The sequence below is a fragment of the Ligilactobacillus saerimneri DSM 16049 genome, from assembly GCF_000423265.1.
Lineage (GTDB): Bacteria > Bacillota > Bacilli > Lactobacillales > Lactobacillaceae > Ligilactobacillus > Ligilactobacillus saerimneri.
Genome location: NZ_AUHQ01000018.1, coordinates 1 through 18,147, shown reverse-complemented (window position 1 = coordinate 18,147; position 18,147 = coordinate 1). Strand labels below are relative to the sequence as shown.

The window sequence follows — 18,147 nt, the reverse complement described above, 5'->3', positions numbered from 1 at the left end:
TTAGTGCATAATACACTCTTAACATTACTTTTGGTCGTTTCTGTATTGATCATTATTGCGGTGTTGATGCAGCCGGCTAAAACGGATAATGCGGCCGGTTCGCTGACTGGTGGCACCTCAGAATTGTTTAGTAAACAAAAGCCACGTGGGTTTGAAGCCTTTATGCAAAAAGTTACTACAGTATTAGGAGTGTTATTCTTCGTACTCGCACTGATACTGGAATATATTTCAGCACATTAACTTTAACCTATTGGAATTTAACCTTCTGCATGTGATATACAGGAGGTTTTTTTATTGAAAAAGTCGAAATAATAACATTACTGAGATAAGCGAGGAATTTAATGGAAAAAGAACAGTTAAAAGTCGACCTGATGTCACGCTTCATGGCATCGGCAACGGATGAATTTACCGTACAACAATTAGTGGACGAGCTACAAATGACTAAGGCGGGCCAGTTTAAGTTTGTCGTCAAGGCACTGGCTGACCTTGAACATGAACATAAAATTACTTTGAACCAAAATGGTGCTTTCACTCTGGCTGAAGATAAGACTAAGCCTAAGTTTGAAGGGGTCTTTCATGCAAATGACCGGGGTTTTGGTTTTGTTACTATTGATCCGGAAGAACAAGATTTCTTTATCAATCCGACCCAAACCAAGTCGGCCCTCAATGGCGATACTGTTGAAGTTGAGATGGTAACGCCAGGTGATCCTGAAAAAGGAATTCGCCCAGAAGGTAAAGTGACAGCGATCAAGGAACACGCTTTGACCCAAGTGGTAGGGGCGTTTGAAGTCAATGATGAAGAACAGCTTCCTAAAGGAATTTTGGGAACAATGCACATCAAAGACAAGAAGCTGTCAATGTATCGCTTCATGGTGGAAGACACTGGACTTCACCCAGTACCAGGAGAAGTAATTTTGGCTGATATTTCAGCCTATCCAGACCCTCATTTGCCGGGGATTATCAAGGTAGTTGCGATTAAGACCATTGGGAACGTCAACGACCCAGGAATGGATATTTTGGAAATTGTTTACCAACACAACATTCCAACTGCCTTTCCTGAAGATGTTTTGGAACAAATCAAAGATATTCCTGATGAAGTAACACCTGCGGAAAAAGAAGGACGGCGGGATTTAACCGACCAAAAATTAGTTACAATTGATAGTATTGAATCCAAAGATTTGGATGATGCGGTCAACGTATGGCAACTGCCTAATGGTAATTACCACCTTGGCGTTCACATTGCGGATGTATCCCACTACGTAACGCCTGGAACACCTTTAGATCGCGAAGCCTTTGAACGAGGAACGTCGGTTTATTTGACCGACCGGGTAATTCCGATGCTCCCACCAAAGTTATCCAATGGGATCTGTTCACTGAATCCCCATGTAGAGCGGTTGGCAATGACATGTGAGATGGAAATTACTCCCCAAGGGGAAGTTGTCGCTCATGAAATTTTCCCTAGTGTAATCAAGTCTACGGAACGGATGACTTACGTTGCTATTAACAAGATTTTGGAATCAGATGATGCTAAGCTGAAAGAACGGTATGCGGACTTAGTACCAATGTTCCAAGATATGAAGGCTTTGCACAAAATCTTACTCAAGATGCGTAAAAAGCGGGGCGCAATCGAATTTGAGGATACTGAAGCTAAGATTATTGTTGACGAGCAAGGGCACCCAGTAGATATCCAACTCCGGGAACGGGGAACGAGTGAACGAATGGTTGAATCGTTTATGTTAGCAGCCAATGAAACAGTTGCTAAGCATTTTAACGACCTGCACGTACCATTCTTGTACCGGATCCACGAAAAACCAAAGGATGAAAAGATTAAGTCGTTTTACGAAGTATTGGCTTCCTTTGGGATTGAAGTTCATGGTAAGATTGCAGACTTGGAACCTAAAGTTTTGCAACAAATTCTCAAGAAGGTTGCCGGCAAGCCAGAGGAACCGATGATTTCGACGTTAATGCTACGCTCAATGCAACAAGCCAAGTATTCTGACCAGCCACTGGGCCACTTTGGGTTAGCTGCGGTTGACTATACCCACTTTACCTCACCAATTCGGCGGTATCCGGACTTGATGGTTCACCGGATGGCTCGGTACTACCGCGAAAACGGTATTGAAAAGGATGCTCAAGCAGAATTTATCAATAAGTTACCGGAAATTGCTACCCACAGTTCCGAAATGGAACGGCGAGCAATTGATGCTGAACGAGATACCGATGCTACCAAGAAGGCTGAGTACATGTCTGACCGTGTCGGTGAAGTCTTTGAAGCAATTGTTAGTTCCGTGACTAAGTTTGGAATGTTCGTGCAACTTCCAAATACGGTTGAAGGTCTGATTCATATTAGTGAATTAGGGGATGACTACTATATCTTCTTAGAAAAGCAAATGGCGTTAGTGGGGCGGCGGTATAAACGGACCTTTAGAATTGGTCAACCAATCAAAGTAAAGCTGATTGCGGTAAATGTTGAGCAAAAAGAAATTAACTTCAAGCTAGTTAATGCCAAAGAAATGCCAACCAGTGATCTTTTAGAACGGTTCAAGGATGAAATTCCGGAACGGGATCGCGAGCGGATGGAGGGCAATAAGCATTTCCATAAGCGGAAGTTTGATGACAAGAAGGGTAAAAACTTCAAAGGTGGCTTCAAGAAGAAATACGACCGACACGATAAGCGGGAACACCGGGGCAACAATAAAAACCGTCACCACCGGAACTTTAAGAAACGAAAGTATTAAAAAAACAAATAGTTGTGATGAGGAGGTTTGAACAGCTATGAAGAAAAAACAATTCGACAAACCATTAGCACAGAATAAAAAAGCACGTCACGACTACAATATTTTGAGTACTGTCGAAGCGGGAATTATGCTTACGGGAACAGAAATTAAATCTGTCCGAGCCAGCCGCATCACTTTGAAAGATGGGTTTGCTCAGATTCGCAATGGGGAAGCATGGTTGATGAATGTGCATATTTCACCATATGATCATGGTAATATTTTTAATCATGACCCGTTACGGAACCGCAAGCTTTTGCTCCACAAAAAGGAGATCCAACGGTTAGTTGGAGAAACAAGCAATAAAGGAATTACACTTGTTCCGCTCAAAGTCTACATCAAAAATGGCTTTGCTAAAGTATTGCTTGGTGTTGCCAAAGGGAAACACGATTACGACAAGCGAGAAACTATTAAGCGCCGGGATCAAGAACGTGAAATTCGGCGAACCCTCAAGAATTTTCGCTAGGAAAACATATCCACAACAAACCCCTGGGAAGGACGATAGTTCGTTTCCCAGGGGTTTTGTATTATGGTCAGTAAATAATGATTAAGTAAATTCGTTTGCCACCCGAATGATCAATTCTCGTAATTCGAGTCGCTTTAAGTAAGTGGCCGGTAACCAGTTAGTATCCTGCTGGCAGATACCGACAATTTGCCCGGTTAAAGCGCCAGTTGAATCTGAATCACCACCATGGTTGACAGCGACTTCAATGGCTTGCAGAGGACGGTTTTGATATTTGAGCGCACAGTAAAGTGCAATGGCCAGGGCTTCTTCAGCAACCCAACCAGCTCCCAATTGGGTGATATTAGTCTGGTCGGAAGCAGAATTGGTGGTTAAATTGATGGCTGTTTGGATATAATTGGCGAAGGTTGTACGAGTAGGAAGCATGGCTAAATGTTCAATAGTAAAATCCAATGTTGTATGCACCGTAGCGGGGGTAAGCGGGGCTCCTCCTAACAAAGAATGAATCAAGCCGGCCATGAAGCCAGCAGCTAGGCTACTCAAAGGGTGACCATGAGTAAGAGCGGCGCTACGGGCACCGAGGGCGATGGTTACTGCTAGTGGTTCGGGGAGAAAGCCCACCGGGGCGACCCGCATCAGGGCCCCACAGCCTTTACTGTTATTGAGCGGTTTGCTTAAAGTTCCTGGCACCTGATGTGCAAGTGCTTGGAGGCAGGTTCGTCCAGGTTCGCGACTGTTAAACAGGTCAGGATAGGAAGTCAAATAGCTCCTAGGGGGCTGAGCCATAGCGGTTTGATCTGGTTTCCACTGAGTTTCGAGCCAGTCTTGATAACTGTGCCAGAGATTAGTTAGGTGATCGCCCGGTGCTAAAAGTCCCAGGGCGGTAAATAAAGTCATTTGTGTGTCATCGGAAATTAAGGGGCGTACTGGAAAATTAGTGAAGGTCAGGTATTTTACCCCATAGCAATGGTAGACTTCGGTTGGTGATAACATGAATTCGATGGGATAACCTAAGGAATCTCCCAAGGCACCTCCCAGTAGGCAGTTAGTAATTTTTGTATTCATAAAAGAGTTGCACCTCGCATTGAATTTATAGTTTTAGATAGACAAGAAAGCTCATGAAAAACAGATAATTATTGTAATTTAATTTTTATTATTTTAACCGATGCTACTATTTATATAAAAACAATTTTCTTTATAACTTTTCAAAAAAATAGTAATATTTGGCAAAAATTAAATAATTAGCCTAGATAAAATGTACAGACAAGTCATTCGAACCACAAGATAAGCATTAAAATATCATTTAAATATAAGAATACGTTACAATTATAATATAAGTGATTTCATAAAAATTATGGAATAATAATTTATTGTTAGGATGCAATGAGGTTTATTGAATGGAGGGAGAGGCCGATACGGCCGAAGTACTATGGTATCAAAAAATAATCGCTAATTACTTGATTACAAAGCGATGCCTCGCAAACAGCACTTCACCATTCGGAAACTATCCGTGGGGGTAGTGTCTGTTTTGCTTGGTTTTACATTTTTAACCGGACATGGAAACAAACACGTTTCTGCTGATACAACCAGTAGTGAAACGACTAATGCAACTGCCTCAACTCCGACAGTTTTGACTGATCAGGAAGTGACGTTGCAGAATAATGATTCGACAACACCTAAGGATACTACTACGACAACAGATGCTGCTAATACAGCGACAACAGCTGATAAGGAAGCTGCTTCAACCACTACTAGTGACAACAGTACCAAGCCAGTGACTGAGCAGCCAGCGGCGACGACGGCAACTAGTGAGGATAAAGTTAACCCTGCGGTAACTTCTACGACCAACACTAACCAACCAGCTAATGCAAGTCAGCCAGCAGCAACAACGACCACTAATACTAGTAGCACTACGACTCAGCCACGCTTACGGGCAGCGAGTGTAGCAACCCCAACCACTACGACAACTGATAATAATCAGTTGGCCAAGCAGACGGGGCTCAGCTCGGCAGACAACGCTGGGTCTAATATCTTCCAAGGCAAGGACGGCAACTGGTACAAGGTCATCTTTGAAGATGGCCAAAACAAAGTCTACAAGGTAGCCGATATTACCGCCTCCGCTAACACTGGTTTACCAGAAAGTTGGGTGCGGGAAAATATTGTTATTGCTAAGGAAGACCTGGGTAACGGCAAGACTCACTGGACAATTGTTTTCTTCCCGAATAAGGGGTTCTCTAAGGACGGCAATGTGAAGGGGTTGCAGAACGCTGGCTTTGCTTTCATTCTGACCTAGGACTACAAGATCGATGGCGACATTAGTATTGTTATTGATACGGATACTAGTAAGAACACAGTTAATAGTTATTCTCGGGACGAGGACGCCTACGGGAACAATCCTGTGGAAACTCACGTCGTCCAGACCTTTAACCCCAAGACGGATATTGACGAAATGGGTTTGGTGAACTCGGACACTTTAAAGCCTGCGAATAATAAGTACGGGAACCAGTACATCCAAGGGGTCTACTACATTACCGCTGACCAATATAACGGCCGCAAAGACATTGATAATATCTTCTTTAGAGGTGATTCTAGCGACATTGGATCTGATGGGAAGACCTACAACGGTGGTGGTCGTGGAATCTACGCCAACAACGACATTCACGTCCGGAGCGGCGAGGTCCAAGGGGGAGCCAACGGTGAATACTTGATTCACGACAACATTCTGTCAGAAATCGACTTTAATGCTAATGGGGCCTTCTCGAGTCTTGACTTTGGGACCCTAGTATCCTTGAAGTCATGGGGATCATGGGGGTCACTAGCAAACGACTACTCCCAACACTCGACCTTTACCATTAGCTTTGATACGACTCACGATGACAGTTACCAAGCATACCTGAAGGAAAATACCGCGAATAAATATTCCAATGGTGGGCCCAATTCTCTGGGTTGGTCGCTGGCTTTGCCTCCCACCAAAACAGTGGATTCTGGGACGGCTTCCTCGCTAATGGGGAACAGCGGGTTGGTAAGACCGATGCCAATGGTAAGTGGTTACCAGTTACAGCTGAAGAAGTGATCGACAACTTTGTCAACCCAGACACTGCGATCGCTAAGTTCAGTCCGAAGTACCTCAACGATGCCCAGATCAAGGCGGTTAAGCAAAAGATCGCCGAGGCGACCACTCAGGAGGCAATTGACCAAGCAGTCGCTGATGGTTATGCTCTGGATGACGCAATGATGAAATTAGGTCAAAGCGTGGGGGGTTACGGTGGTCCGAGTGAACGGATGGTCGTTAATACCCGCAACTCTGACAAGTATGTTTACGATACCCAAGAAGATAAGGACACTTATGACCAGGTAGCAGTTGAAGCTAATAAGTACCTGAGCCGGGCTAATGGTGGTTACTTAGACTTGAATGCAACCCAGCAGTTGACCCAAGAGTAAACGATGCTTGGAATGCACTTGATGGGGTCAAACCAACTGACTCTGATAAGGCGGCTGATAATGCCAAGTACATTACCCATGATCAAACTGTTGATTGGGGGCACCGGCACCACAGGCAAGTGATGCGGTTGAAGTAACTAACCTGCCTGAGGGGGTAACGGTAACCAGCCTTGACTGGAAGGAAACACCGGTTACAAAACCGGATATGAAGGGCGAAGAATCAGTTGCTGTACCAGCAACAGTCCATATCGAATTCTCCGATGGGTTTAGCCGGGACGTGGCGGTAAACATTAACGTTACGTCGCAAAGTGCAAAGTACACACCAGAGACGCAAGACAAGATTTATAATCTGAAAGATACTGTTAAGCCACAAGACTTCATCACGAATATCAATGATTTACCACAGGGAACAACTTTTGAATGGAACGGCAACGATGGTGTAATCGATACGATTACCGCAGGTTCGAAGACCGGGGGAAGTATTGGTAATCTATCCAGATGGTTCCAGTGAGGTAGTAGTTGTTCATGCTGAAGTTAAGAATGCTGATGGATCCAACACCCAAGCAACTAATGCTACAATCGCAACGCAGGTTCAAGAAGTGCCATTCGGTACTAGTGTAAATGACATTGATCCGGAAAAGAGTATTGACCAAGCTAACAGTACTGGTCTAGATAAGCGCAATACTAGCACACCGATTGAATGGAAAGTGGCCCCGGATATTAGTCCAGAATTTGCTCCAGGCGAAAAAAGTAAAGATGTTACTGCTGTCATGTCCGTTAAGTTCCAAGATGGAAGCTGGAAGGAAGTTCCAGTGACAATTCGGATTATAAAGCAGGATAATTCCTTGTATAACCCGCAAGGGGCGAAGTAACTGTTGATCCTGGTGCACAATTGACACTTGATGATGCAGAAGCTGCAATCAAGAATGCTGGCGATATGCCAGAAGAAACGACATACAGCTGGAAGGATTCTGTTGATACCAGTGAAGGGGGGAAAGATATTCCGGCGGTCGTAGTGGTTCACTTCCCCGATAATAGCGAAAGAGAAGTCAAAGTTACTGTCCACACTAATAAGATGAGTGACAGTTACACTCCTGAAGCAGGTAAGATCAGTAAGGATAAGTTCCCAGAGGGCACTGAGGTTACAGTTGGTGCTGATGGGACAACTATCCAGATGGCTCCCAGGATACGATTCCTGGTGACCAGGTAGTCGAAGCTAAGACAGATGCCGATAAGACTAATCCAACAGTTCCAGGGACTAAGGTTGAAGTCAAGGATCCAAATAACCTGACTGATGAAGAGAAGCAACAGGTTAAGGAAAGTATCGAAAATGCCAATAAGGACCAGTTCCCAGAGGGGACTCAGGTAACTATTGGTAGTGATGGTACGGCTACGATCACTTATCCTGATGGCTCTCAGGACGTTATTCTAGGAAGCCAGTTGGTAACCAAGCAAGGAAGTGACGTTGCTAACGCTGGTGATGCCAAGAATAACGGTCAAGGAACGACAGCATCGATTCAAGGAGCAACCGCTGATACGACAGCGAAGAAGTTGCCACAAACAGGTGAGCAAGATGCTTCAGCTACTGCGGCAACAGGTTTGGGCTTGATCATTCTGAGCTTACTTGGTTTGTTTGGCCTCGGCAGCAAGAAGAGAAAAGAAGATTAGTAGTTAGTCAGAATAATTCACTAGTCTGAAGAGGCACGAAAAGGACGGCAATTGCCGTCCTTTTTGTGTTGTGCGATTATCCAAAAAGGAGACTGGTTTAGCCAGTCTCCTTTGTTATTTGAAGCATATTTAAAACTTTTGATTAATTTACAATTAAAAATATATGTGTTTTTTATTAAAATTATACTTGATATACAACTATCATTATATTAGTATAATGATAACTTTCTCATCGGAAAGTCATCATTTTATTAGGAGGATAGCTTATGGAGAAAAAGCAAAATCAACCTTGGTGGGGCTTAGCCTTTGTTTGGGCAGGTGCTTTGGTTTCAATTCCAAGTATTATCTTGGGGGGAACTTTAGTGGCTGGGATGACCTTTAGCAAGACACTTCTCACCGCATTAGTAGGATACTCACTGGTGGTGGTTATCATGATTTTCCAAGGGATGCAAAGCTCTGACTTAGGTCAACCAACTGTTAAGGCGGCTGAGTATGCCTTTGGGAAGAAGGGGTCACAACGGGTAATCTCTTTGTTAATCACGATTGGATGTTTAGGTTGGTTTGGGATTCAGGCCAATGTTGCTGGGGCATCATTTGTTAAGTTATTGCAATCATTCAATATTACTATTCCCGTCTGGTTTGCAGATGTGTTATGGGGCGTAATCATGGTAGCCACAGCGATTTATGGGATCAAAGCAGTTCGGTGGTTAACATATATTGCCGTTCCATACTTGATCATTGTTGTGATTTATGGCCTGTTTGTCGCATTACATACGACATCGTGGCAAAGCTTACTGAGCTGCCAACCACAGACGACAATGTCGTTTGCTAGTGGTTTGACAACAACATTGGGAGGCTTCGCTTTAGGGGCAGTTATTGCGGGGGATTATTCGCAGTACACAGCCAAACGGAGTGATGTTGTCAAAGCAGCTATTTTCGGAGTGATTCCAGCAGGAGTGCTGATGATTGCCGTGGGGGCAATTCTAGCTATTGCTTATCATTCCAATGACATCAGTACTTTATTTGTTCGGGTGGCAACACCGATTGTCGGGGGCTTAGCACTAGTTTTAGCTACTTGGAAAGTTAATGTAATTAACGCTTTTTCTGGTGGGATTGCCTTTAACAATTTGTTTGGCATTCCTCAGAAATACCAAAAAGTTATGGTTTTTGGCGTTGGGATGGTCGGAACAGTGTTAGCAATCGTTGGGATCATGAATTACTTTGAACCAGCAATGAGCCTTTTGGGGGCAATGGTTCCGCCAGCAGCTGGAGTGATGTGCGCCACATATTGGGTTATCAACAAAGGTAAAGTTGATGCTGAAGCAGTGGTTCCTGACTATAAATGGATCGGGATCGTTTCTTGGGTCCTGGGAGCTGTGATTGCTGCTGTTCCAGTAGTGCTGAGTTTCTTCCCGCAGGCACCGCACTTTGCAATCAACCCATTAACGGGGATCGTGGTGTCCTTAGTTGCATACTTGGTACTCCATAAATTTGCTGGCAACGCTGAAACTGAGGAGGTTGACGCATGAGAAATTTGACAAAAGAAAATATTGAAAACATTGCTACCGGGGCCTCTTTCATGGGTGCTGGTGGTGGGGGGAACCCCTATATCGGTAAGCTGATGGTTTTGGCAGCCTTGGAACAAGGGGGACAGCCAATCACCTTGTTAGATGTGACTGAGGTTGATCCGGATGCTTTATACATCCCAGTAGCCTGCATGGGGGCTCCGTCTGTTATGATGGAAAAATTTCCCTGCGGGGACGAATTCCAAAAGGTTATTCGGGCTTTAGAAAAACACCTGGGCAAGCAGGTCAAAGGAACATTCCCAATTGAGGCTGGTGGAGTTAACTCAATGATTCCTTTGGTATTAGCTGCTCAGACCGGTTTACCTGTGGTCGATTGTGACTCGATGGGACGGGCCTTTCCAGAGCTGCAGATGACAACTTTGCATTTGGCGGGGGTCCGCTGTGCGCCGATGGTAGTTGCTGATGAAAAGGGCAATTTAAGTGTTCTGGAAACAGTAACTGATAAGTGGGCTGAATTATTAGCGCGGGATATGACCGTAGAGATGGGAGCGACCGCATGTGTTGCCCAGTATGCTTCCACAGGGCAACAATTGCAAGATGGTGCTATTCACGGGATTGTTACTAAGTGTGAACAGATCGGAGCAATTGTTCATGACCACAAATTAGGAACGCAAGAAAAGCGCCAAGCTATTGTGGAAGTGACCGGTGGCTACCACTTATTTGATGGTAAGGTTGTCGATGTAATTCAAAAAGTTGTTGGGGGCTTTAACCGGGGGACTATCGTCTTGGAAGGCCTGAATGCAAGTACGGGTCAGACAATGGAGATTAGTTACCAAAATGAAAATCTCGTAGCCCATATTGATGGGCAGCTGGTAATCAGTGTTCCCGATTTGATCTGCTTTGCGGATGTTGATTCATTGGTACCGATTACCACCGAAGAAGTAAAGTATGGCAAGCGAATGACAGTCTTTGGTTTGCCAAGTGATGACAAGTGGCGGACAGAAGCCGGAGTTGACCTGGTAGGACCACGGTATTTTGGTTTTGACTTTGACTTTGTAACTGTGGAAGAACTTCTTCACGAAAGAGGTGCAAAATAATGGCATATCGTTTAGGAATTGATGTTGGTGGGACTAATACTGATGCGGTTATTTTAGATGAAAACAACCGGGTGTTGGCTCAAACCAAGACGCATACAACGGAAGATATTGGCTCGGGAATTGCCACAGCAATTCAGCAAGTATTTGCAGATACAGAAATTGCTAAAGAAGATGTCACGATTGCAATGCTGGGAACAACCCAGTGTACCAATGCAATTGTTGAACGAAAGAAGTTGATTTCTGTTGGGGTACTACGGGTGGCTGCACCTGCTACTCATTCGATCCCGCCATTTACCGACTGGGATCCAGAACTGGTAGCAGCTATTCGCCCCCAAACAGCGATTGTTTCCGGAGGTCATGAATACGATGGGCGGCTGATTGCAACGGTTGATGAAGATAAAGTGCGGACGGTTCTCGAACAATGGCGGGGAAAGGTTGATGCAGTAGCGATCGTGGGCGCCTTTTCAGCCTTGAATGCGGATCAAGAAGAACAGGTACGCGCAGTTGTGGCCCAAGTCTACGGAAAAGATTTTCCAGTATCATTGTCGTCAGCGATCGGATCACTGGGATTGATCGAACGGGAAAATGCAACAGTTTTGAATTCGGCTTTGTTCGCGGTTATCGAAAAAGTTACCAGCGGCTTTGCCAATTCATTGCGGGACGTAGGCGTTACTAATGCTAGTTTGTTCTTGTGTCAAAATGATGGGACTTTGATGGCATTGGATTATGCACAAAAGTACCCTATTTTTACCATCGGTAGTGGGCCAACAAACAGTATCCGTGGGGCTGCGTTCCTGTCGGAGCTGAAGGATGCAATTGTGCTAGACATTGGGGGAACCACCTCTGACTTAGGGGTTTTGGTGAATGGTTTTCCCCGGGAATCATCGATTGCAGTCAATGTTGGTGGAGTAAAGACGAATTTCAGAATGCCTGATATCAATTCAATCGGGATCGGTGGGGGAACAGTCGTCCACCAACACGATGATGGGACGTTTACGGTTGGCCCGGATAGTGTTGGATACCGAATTACAGAAAAAGCCCTTGTCTTTGGGGGTGATGTCTTGACTTTAACAGATGTTGCTGTGCGGTTAGGTAAGGCCAACCTGGGAGATCCAGAAAAGGTTGCCCACGTGGACCTTGACTTAGCCCAAAAAGTGGAGCAGCAAGTCAAGCAGATGTTGGAAGATGCGATTGATTCGATGAAGACCCAAGCGGGAGATGTTGATTTAGTTCTCGTTGGTGGGGGTGCGATCGTAGCGCCAGCAACCCTTAATGGGGTTAAGCAAATTCACCAGGATCAACTAGGAGCAGTTGCTAACGCTATTGGGGCTACTATTGCTCAAGTTGGGGGCGAATACGAGAAGATGTATTCTTATGATGCAGTTGACCGAGAAGATGCTTTGGCGGATGCGACAGAGGCTGCCAAACAACAAGCCTTGAAAGCCGGGGCACGAGCTGAAACGGTTAAGTTGGTTGAAATGACCGAAACGGCGATTGCATACGCACCGGGGAATACGACCCGGGTTAAAGCCAAGGTTGTGGGTGAGATTGAATTAGATACCTTGGGCTAAAGTACAATCAAAAATAAAATGTTATATACATTGTGAAAAGAAGGGGGATTAACTCCCTTCTTTTTTGCTGAGCTAGCGAAAAAATGGGTATAGGGAAGTGTGAGCTTAACTCTTGTGTTTTATAAAGCAACAAATTATAATGTGGGTAATGAAATAACAAGAGGCGATAAAAATGAAAATCACTATCTTAGGTAAAGGTAATATGGGTCAGGCGATTGGCAAGAACTTAGCTATGGGGAACGAAGTTGAATATTTTGGATCTCACGACGTCGTTTCAAATTTTGGTGATTTAGTTGTGCTAGCGGTTCCATATCCAGCTTTGGCTAAAATTGCTGACCAATATCATCAAGAATTAGCAGGGAAGGTAGTTGTTGATATTACTAATCCGTTGAACTTTGATACTTGGGATGAATTGATGGTGCCTGCAGATAGCTCAGCTGCCCAAGAACTGCAACAACTACTTCCGGAAAGCAAGGTTCTTAAAGCCTTCAATACAACATTTGCTGGGACTTTGACCAGTGGTAAGGTGGGAACAACCCCAACAACAGTTTTGGTAGCTGGAGACGATGCGGCTGCCAAGGAAAAATTATTTACTGCGCTAGCAGCTAGCCCACTGCAAGTACTAGATGCGGGGAAACTGAAGCGGGCTCGGGAAATGGAAGCAATGGCCTTCTTGCAAATGACCTTAGCTGCTGGAGAAAAAATTTCCTGGAATGGTGGTTTTGGGGTTAATAAATAATAGCTGACTAATTTGAATAAATATTATTCTGACTTAACGCAAAAGAAAGGTGAGTGGGAAATAACCTTTGTGGCAAGTCGTTGAGCTAAGCTAGGACAAGGGAAGGCGCAAGAGCGGCAATCTGAATCCGTACTTAGCTACTAGACTTGCGGGTATTTTCCACGTTATCGTTACCCTTAGTGCATAAAAAGCGGGAATGGAGAAAACATTTTTCTCTATTCCCGCTTTTAAATTGATCATGATGGGCATTAACAAAAGTTAATCAATCCATCAAACTAATTCTTTCTCCGTTTCCGGTCAACGCCACTTAAGCCCAAGGCACCCAAGAACATGGTTGCAGCTAATGCCAATAGTGAGTGATCATTTTCACCAGTTTGAGGCAATTTCCGCTCTTGCAAGCGAGTAGCTACAGTTACTGGTGCTTTAGAGGTCTTAGGCACCACGTGTGGTTTAACGGAAGTGTCCTTTGCAGTAACTTTAGTAGATGGTTCAGTGGTTGGTTGCTCTGGCTTGCTTGGTTCAGTAGGCTTAGTTGGTTCGTTTGGCTTATTTGGTTCATCAGGCTTATCAGGAACAACGATGATTTGATCTTTCTTATTTATAAAGAGGATCTCGTAAGTATCGATCATTGCATCACTAGCAACCTTGGTCAACTGTCCCATTTGTTCAACATGGTAACCGGCACTAGCTGATTCAACTAACTTAAACTGTGCGCCAGTTGGTAACCCAGTAATAGTTCCTACCCAGTTGCCTTTTTCATCAACGTGGCTAGCATCCAGGGTCACTGTTCCGACAAGTTTTTGTTGGCCATCAACTTCTTGGTAAACATCAACCGTAATAGACTGTGGACGCTTAGTCGTTTCGTTGTCATCATCCCATTGCTTTACCACTTTAATCGTAACCGTCTTGTCCTTCTTAGTGTTAGCTAAGGTAAGGTTATACACATCGACTTGTGGATCAGGCGAATCAACCTTGGTCAAGTTACCAACCTCTTCTGTATAGTCTGGAATATCATCCCCGTTAATGTCTACCGGTTCTTCGGCAAACTGGTAGTCGATGTTAGTTGGGAGATCTTTCAAGGTGGCTTGCCAGTTGTTTGCTTTTGATAAAGTAATAGTAGTTACTTTATAAGTTACCCCGTCAATTACAGTTGTCACATCAACCAAGACATGGTCAGGGCGATCTTGTTCGCTGTCATTGTGCCATACTTTCTTAATAACAATGTCTTTAGTGCGGCTATCTTCAGCAGCAAAGCCGGAGAACATTCCGCCGTTACCACCGATCCCACCACCAAAGGCAGCGATATTATTGTGGATTTGAACTGATGCCAGCATCTTGGCCAACTTCTTAGCGTCTTCGCTCAGGTTGCTCTTGAGACCAGTATCATCTGGAATTGTAGCGTCTGTTAATGGATCACCATTCAGAGTATCACGGTCGTGGGTCCAGTTGGCATCACTACCACCAAGAGCACGGCTATGAACTTCAACGTTAACCCCAGTATCCTTTTCTTCATGGTAGAAGTCATTTCCCATGGTTTGGGCAGTGTTGTCAAAGAGAGCCCAGCCATTAGTAATGTTGATGGTTGTATCACCAGTTGGGCAAGCCCAGATCCCACCGCCGACACCACCAACGAAGATATTCTTAAAGGCCGTCTTACCGCTGTTATTTAAAACGGTTGTTGGGTCATCTGGATTGGTAACTGAGACTAATTTTCCGTGGAGAATGTCCGAACCATCAATAGTTACAGTCCCAGTGGTAGATTTACCACTAATAATATTTGTAATTGTTGCCTGATAAGTGTTAGGACTTTCTTTAACTGCTGTATTGAGGGAAATCTTATAGATGGTATCACCGATCTTGAACGTCATTCCGTTACTATTGTCACTAGCTTGGTTTTCATAAATCGCAGCGTTTGAGATCCGCAGGTTATATGGTACTTGTCCTACATAGATCCCACCACCTTGGACATTAGCAATATTATTAGAGATAACGGCACGTTTAATCTCTACCCCGTCGGTGTTGATATACATACCCCCGCCGACATCAGTAGAAATATTTTTATCAATCAGGACGTCATCAAGCACAACGTGGGTGTTATTTGTTTTTTCGACACTTGGTTCTTCGAAAATAGCTAACCCCCCGCCACCACGGGTACCATTGATCCGAGTATATGGGTTGTCCAGAATTTCATCGCCAATGTAGCCGACTTTATTCTTGGTGATTTCCGTCTTGCCATCGATTGTTACGTTTGCTAGGCCAATGATAGCAATCCCCCCACCAGCGACTGCACCGGTATTGCCCATGATCTTGGCCCCGTTGATAGTTACTTGGGCGTTCGGGAGTTTTTCGTAGTTGCCAAGTGTTACGATCTGGCGACCTCCGATCATGATTGCACCATAGTAGCCCCCAATGTTGTCTTCAAAAGTTGTCCCTTTGATGTCAACCTTACAGCCCGGATTGATAGCTAAGGCTCCGGCAGCTAGTGGCACTTGTGGATCTTGCTTGTTAGCTTTTCCATACATTTGTCCTGGAAGGGAAACCGGTTGAATTTTATTGTTGCTGAAAACAACGTCAGCCCCCATACTACTTTGAGCTTGACCGCTTGTTCCAGGATATGTGAAGTAGGTAACCCCGGCGGAGTAATTATAGGCACTAATAAATGTGATCCCCGTATCGAATAAAGTATTATTGCGAACAGAGGTATGTCCAGTCAGATCCAGTTGTGATTGACCACCAACGACTAAGATTGTACCGCCGGGAGTGTATGGAAAGAACCCGAAGCCAGCGGCACTAAAGAAGTCGTGTACATCCACATTGTTGAACGTAGCATGCCCATAAATAGCAATAACTGCCTTAGGATTCTTATCATCCAAATACGTTACCCAACCACTATTTTTAGGGGGTAGCTGCATCCCGGGTTGTTCTGTGGCTGGATTTGGATTTTCACCATCTGGCCGAGTCAGGGCAATTCCTGCCAACCCAGTAGTTGGATCATAACTCCCATCTAAGTATAAATTCCCACCTGTTTGGACGAACCATTGGTCACCCAAAAAGATCGTCCGCCGTTGACCATCATTAGTAATATGGATATTTTGTCCCTTTTTGATGACCACAGTTGTGTTACCAAGATTGATATCGTTAACCAGGCGGAGAACAGTTTCGGTACCATCGGTAGCAGCGTTGGTAATCGCGTTGATGAAGGTATCTGCGTCGTTAATATCTTGCGCAGTTGTAGCTGCCGCTAAGCGGACGGTAGCTTTGGGGGTTGCCGTTTGCACTTTATTTGCTGTATATAAGGAAGGTGTAGATTTATTTTCTGGATTAGTAGTTGACGCTTGAGTTTGTTGATTAGAAGTATTTACTGAATTGCTAGGAGTGTCCGTTGCTTTTACTTCAGAGTTACTAGAATTTTTGGTTTCTGGAGCGTTGGAAGTGTTGGTTGTGGGTTCAGGAGTGGCTGTCTGATCGGTTTGGGGTGAAGCAGTATTTTCACTACTGTTTGTCCCCGTTGAGGAGTCGGTCGTTGCAGATGAGTTATGCAGGACGACCTGCTTTTCCAGATGGGCAGTTGTCGTTGCATCAGCAGTGGCATGTTCCGTATTATCAGCATTAGTTGGAGCTGAAGCAGTATCAGCGTGAGCCGTAGTGCTGTTGCCGAGATAAAAGGCAGTCCCAATTAATACTGAAGCCACACCAACTGACAATTTTCTAAGCGCATAACGTGGCTTTTGATTAGCTGTTTGCTTGCTTTTTTCAAACTGATTGTTACGTGAAAACATAGTGATCCTCCCCTTTAAAATAAACATATATTACAAGTTAACCATAACACTATTACGCTTTTTAGGTAGCGCTTTTTTGATTGCTATAGCGGGGATTGACACACTTTAGCCACTATATCTATGTTATTTTAATAAAAATTGCTTTATTTTTAAAAAATAAAAATAAAGCTTAAGCTGGTGCTGAGAGGAGCAAGAAGTTGCTAACATATCTTTTGGTATAATATGGGGCAAAGAGGTGGAAAAATGACAGATGAGATCAAGCAATTTTGGCAAGCGTTTTGTCGCAAGCATAATTTAGCCCTAGACACCCCGGTTGAAGCGTGGGCCTTTGGCGATTCACAAGCAATGGCAGATGACCTAGCTCAATTGGTGGATCAAGGGATTAAAACAGCAACCACATCGGCGTTTGAGCTTTATCAACCAGGAGAACATGTGCCAGCAGTGGGGGAATACAATATCATTCTTGATGGCTGCAACCATCCAGTGTGTGTGACGAAAACAGAAGTGGTCTATATTGTCCCTTATAATCAAGTGACACCAGAACATGCCTACCATGAAGGTGAAGGTGACCGATCATTAACTTACTGGCGCCAAGTACATACTGAATTCTTCCAACGCGAATTCCGCGAAGAAGCTGGAAAAGAGTTTTATGAACAGGCACCGATGCTGTGTGAAGTTTTTAAGAAAATTGACTAGGTGAAAAGAACTGTCCTAAAAATCTCCCCATCAAGGGGAGATTTTTATTTATATTAGGCAGATTGTAAAATTTAAGTTGAACATTTTAGTGGACAGAAAAACCCATAAAGGTCTTTAATGGTGTCGTTACAACATTCCATTAGAAAGAAGGACCTTTATGGGCACCACTATCTTATCATTTTCAGACCGCATTGTCATCGAAACGCTTCGTCATGAAAAGCGATCTCTTCGATATATCGCTGATTACCTGGGCTTTAGTAAGACTACTATCTTTAATGAAATTCACCGGTTAAAGGGTGAATACCATGCGACTAGTGCGCAAGCCGACCACGAAACTAAACTTAGTTATCGTGGTCGTAAATGCTCATTAACGGCTAACCTCAAGCGACTAAT

18 protein-coding genes and 1 pseudogene are annotated in these 18,147 nt (G+C 44.3%); 17 read left to right on the top strand and 2 right to left on the bottom strand.

All coding sequences use genetic code 11. From position 1 onward, the window contains the following. Window positions 1-3: 3 nt before the first annotated feature. The 3 genes from secG to smpB all read left to right on the top strand — a co-directional run bounded on the left by secG (window position 4) and on the right by smpB (window position 3,240). A complete protein-coding gene (gene secG, locus G541_RS0105825; RefSeq protein WP_009553115.1) occupies window positions 4-240 on the top strand; it encodes a preprotein translocase subunit SecG in 237 nt (78 codons plus the stop codon). 101 nt (window positions 241-341) lie between these two features. Then, a complete protein-coding gene (gene rnr, locus G541_RS0105820; protein ID WP_027826830.1) occupies window positions 342-2,738 on the top strand; it encodes a ribonuclease R in 2,397 nt (798 codons plus the stop codon). A gap of 37 nt (window positions 2,739-2,775) precedes the next feature. Continuing rightward, window positions 2,776-3,240, top strand: a complete 465-nt coding sequence (gene smpB, locus G541_RS0105815; RefSeq protein ID WP_027826829.1) for an SsrA-binding protein SmpB — start codon at window positions 2,776-2,778, stop codon at window positions 3,238-3,240. An 81-nt stretch (window positions 3,241-3,321) separates the two neighbouring features. Here the strand turns inward: smpB and G541_RS0105810 are convergent, their stop codons facing one another. Continuing rightward, complete coding sequence (locus G541_RS0105810) at window positions 3,322-4,302, bottom strand: ADP-ribosylglycohydrolase family protein (RefSeq protein WP_027826828.1); 981 nt, start codon at window positions 4,300-4,302, stop codon at window positions 3,322-3,324. A 406-nt stretch (window positions 4,303-4,708) separates the two neighbouring features. Here G541_RS0105810 and G541_RS0105800 point away from each other — a divergent pair, with 406 nt between their 5' ends. From G541_RS0105800 to G541_RS0105750, 12 genes and pseudogenes are all read left to right on the top strand, one after another. Then, window positions 4,709-5,530, top strand: a complete 822-nt coding sequence (locus G541_RS0105800) for a YSIRK-type signal peptide-containing protein (protein WP_081654791.1) — start codon at window positions 4,709-4,711, stop codon at window positions 5,528-5,530. A gap of 105 nt (window positions 5,531-5,635) precedes the next feature. Next, a complete protein-coding gene (locus G541_RS0105795) occupies window positions 5,636-6,310 on the top strand; it encodes a hypothetical protein (RefSeq protein WP_027826826.1) in 675 nt (224 codons plus the stop codon). After that, on the top strand, window positions 6,307-6,678 hold the full coding sequence (locus G541_RS10485; protein WP_027826825.1) for a hypothetical protein: 372 nt from the start codon (window positions 6,307-6,309) through the stop codon (window positions 6,676-6,678). Before G541_RS0105795 ends, G541_RS10485 begins: the two co-directional genes overlap by 4 nt. A 94-nt stretch (window positions 6,679-6,772) precedes the next feature. Continuing rightward, complete coding sequence (locus tag G541_RS0105785; RefSeq protein WP_027826824.1) at window positions 6,773-7,189, top strand: Rib/alpha-like domain-containing protein; 417 nt, start codon at window positions 6,773-6,775, stop codon at window positions 7,187-7,189. Further along, entirely contained in the window at window positions 7,161-7,550 is a 390-nt protein-coding gene (locus tag G541_RS0105780) for a Rib/alpha-like domain-containing protein (protein WP_027826823.1), read from the top strand. The genes G541_RS0105785 and G541_RS0105780 overlap by 29 nt, the downstream gene beginning before the upstream one ends. Before the next feature lie 20 nt (window positions 7,551-7,570). Then, window positions 7,571-7,888 carry a Rib/alpha-like domain-containing protein gene (locus G541_RS0105775; RefSeq protein WP_027826822.1) on the top strand — a complete coding sequence of 106 codons (318 nt, stop codon included), beginning with the start codon at window positions 7,571-7,573 and terminating at the stop codon, window positions 7,886-7,888. After that, window positions 7,864-8,088 (top strand): annotated as a pseudogene (locus G541_RS10735) (MiiA motif-containing surface protein); the annotation flags it as partial. The gene G541_RS0105775 and the pseudogene G541_RS10735, both read left to right, overlap by 25 nt. A gap of 30 nt (window positions 8,089-8,118) precedes the next feature. Beyond that, window positions 8,119-8,346, top strand: a complete 228-nt coding sequence (locus G541_RS10400; protein ID WP_027826821.1) for an LPXTG cell wall anchor domain-containing protein — start codon at window positions 8,119-8,121, stop codon at window positions 8,344-8,346. A 266-nt stretch (window positions 8,347-8,612) separates the two neighbouring features. After that, window positions 8,613-9,875 (top strand): cytosine permease, encoded by a 1,263-nt coding sequence (locus G541_RS0105765; RefSeq protein WP_027826820.1) that lies wholly within the window; start codon window positions 8,613-8,615, stop codon window positions 9,873-9,875. Further along, window positions 9,872-10,969 (top strand): DUF917 domain-containing protein, encoded by a 1,098-nt coding sequence (locus G541_RS0105760; protein WP_027826819.1) that lies wholly within the window; start codon window positions 9,872-9,874, stop codon window positions 10,967-10,969. The genes G541_RS0105765 and G541_RS0105760 overlap by 4 nt, the downstream gene beginning before the upstream one ends. Beyond that, window positions 10,969-12,540 (top strand): hydantoinase/oxoprolinase N-terminal domain-containing protein, encoded by a 1,572-nt coding sequence (locus G541_RS0105755; protein ID WP_027826818.1) that lies wholly within the window; start codon window positions 10,969-10,971, stop codon window positions 12,538-12,540. The genes G541_RS0105760 and G541_RS0105755 overlap by 1 nt, the downstream gene beginning before the upstream one ends. A 172-nt stretch (window positions 12,541-12,712) precedes the next feature. Further along, window positions 12,713-13,279: an NADPH-dependent F420 reductase gene (locus G541_RS0105750; protein WP_027826817.1), complete on the top strand. Its 567-nt coding sequence runs from the start codon at window positions 12,713-12,715 to the stop codon at window positions 13,277-13,279. Window positions 13,280-13,554: 275 nt separating this feature from the next. Here G541_RS0105750 and G541_RS0105745 read toward each other — a convergent pair whose 3' ends face one another. Continuing rightward, on the bottom strand, window positions 13,555-17,058 hold the full coding sequence (locus G541_RS0105745) for a Cna B-type domain-containing protein (RefSeq protein WP_027826816.1): 3,504 nt from the start codon (window positions 17,056-17,058) through the stop codon (window positions 13,555-13,557). A 243-nt stretch (window positions 17,059-17,301) separates the two neighbouring features. On the opposite strand from G541_RS0105745, the gene G541_RS0105740 reads away from it, so the two are divergent. Next, a complete protein-coding gene (locus G541_RS0105740) occupies window positions 17,302-17,754 on the top strand; it encodes an ASCH domain-containing protein (RefSeq protein ID WP_027826815.1) in 453 nt (150 codons plus the stop codon). Window positions 17,755-17,911: 157 nt separating this feature from the next. Beyond that, the coding region (locus G541_RS09455; RefSeq protein WP_155824510.1) for a helix-turn-helix domain-containing protein at window positions 17,912-18,147 on the top strand (236 nt) is incomplete at its 3' end.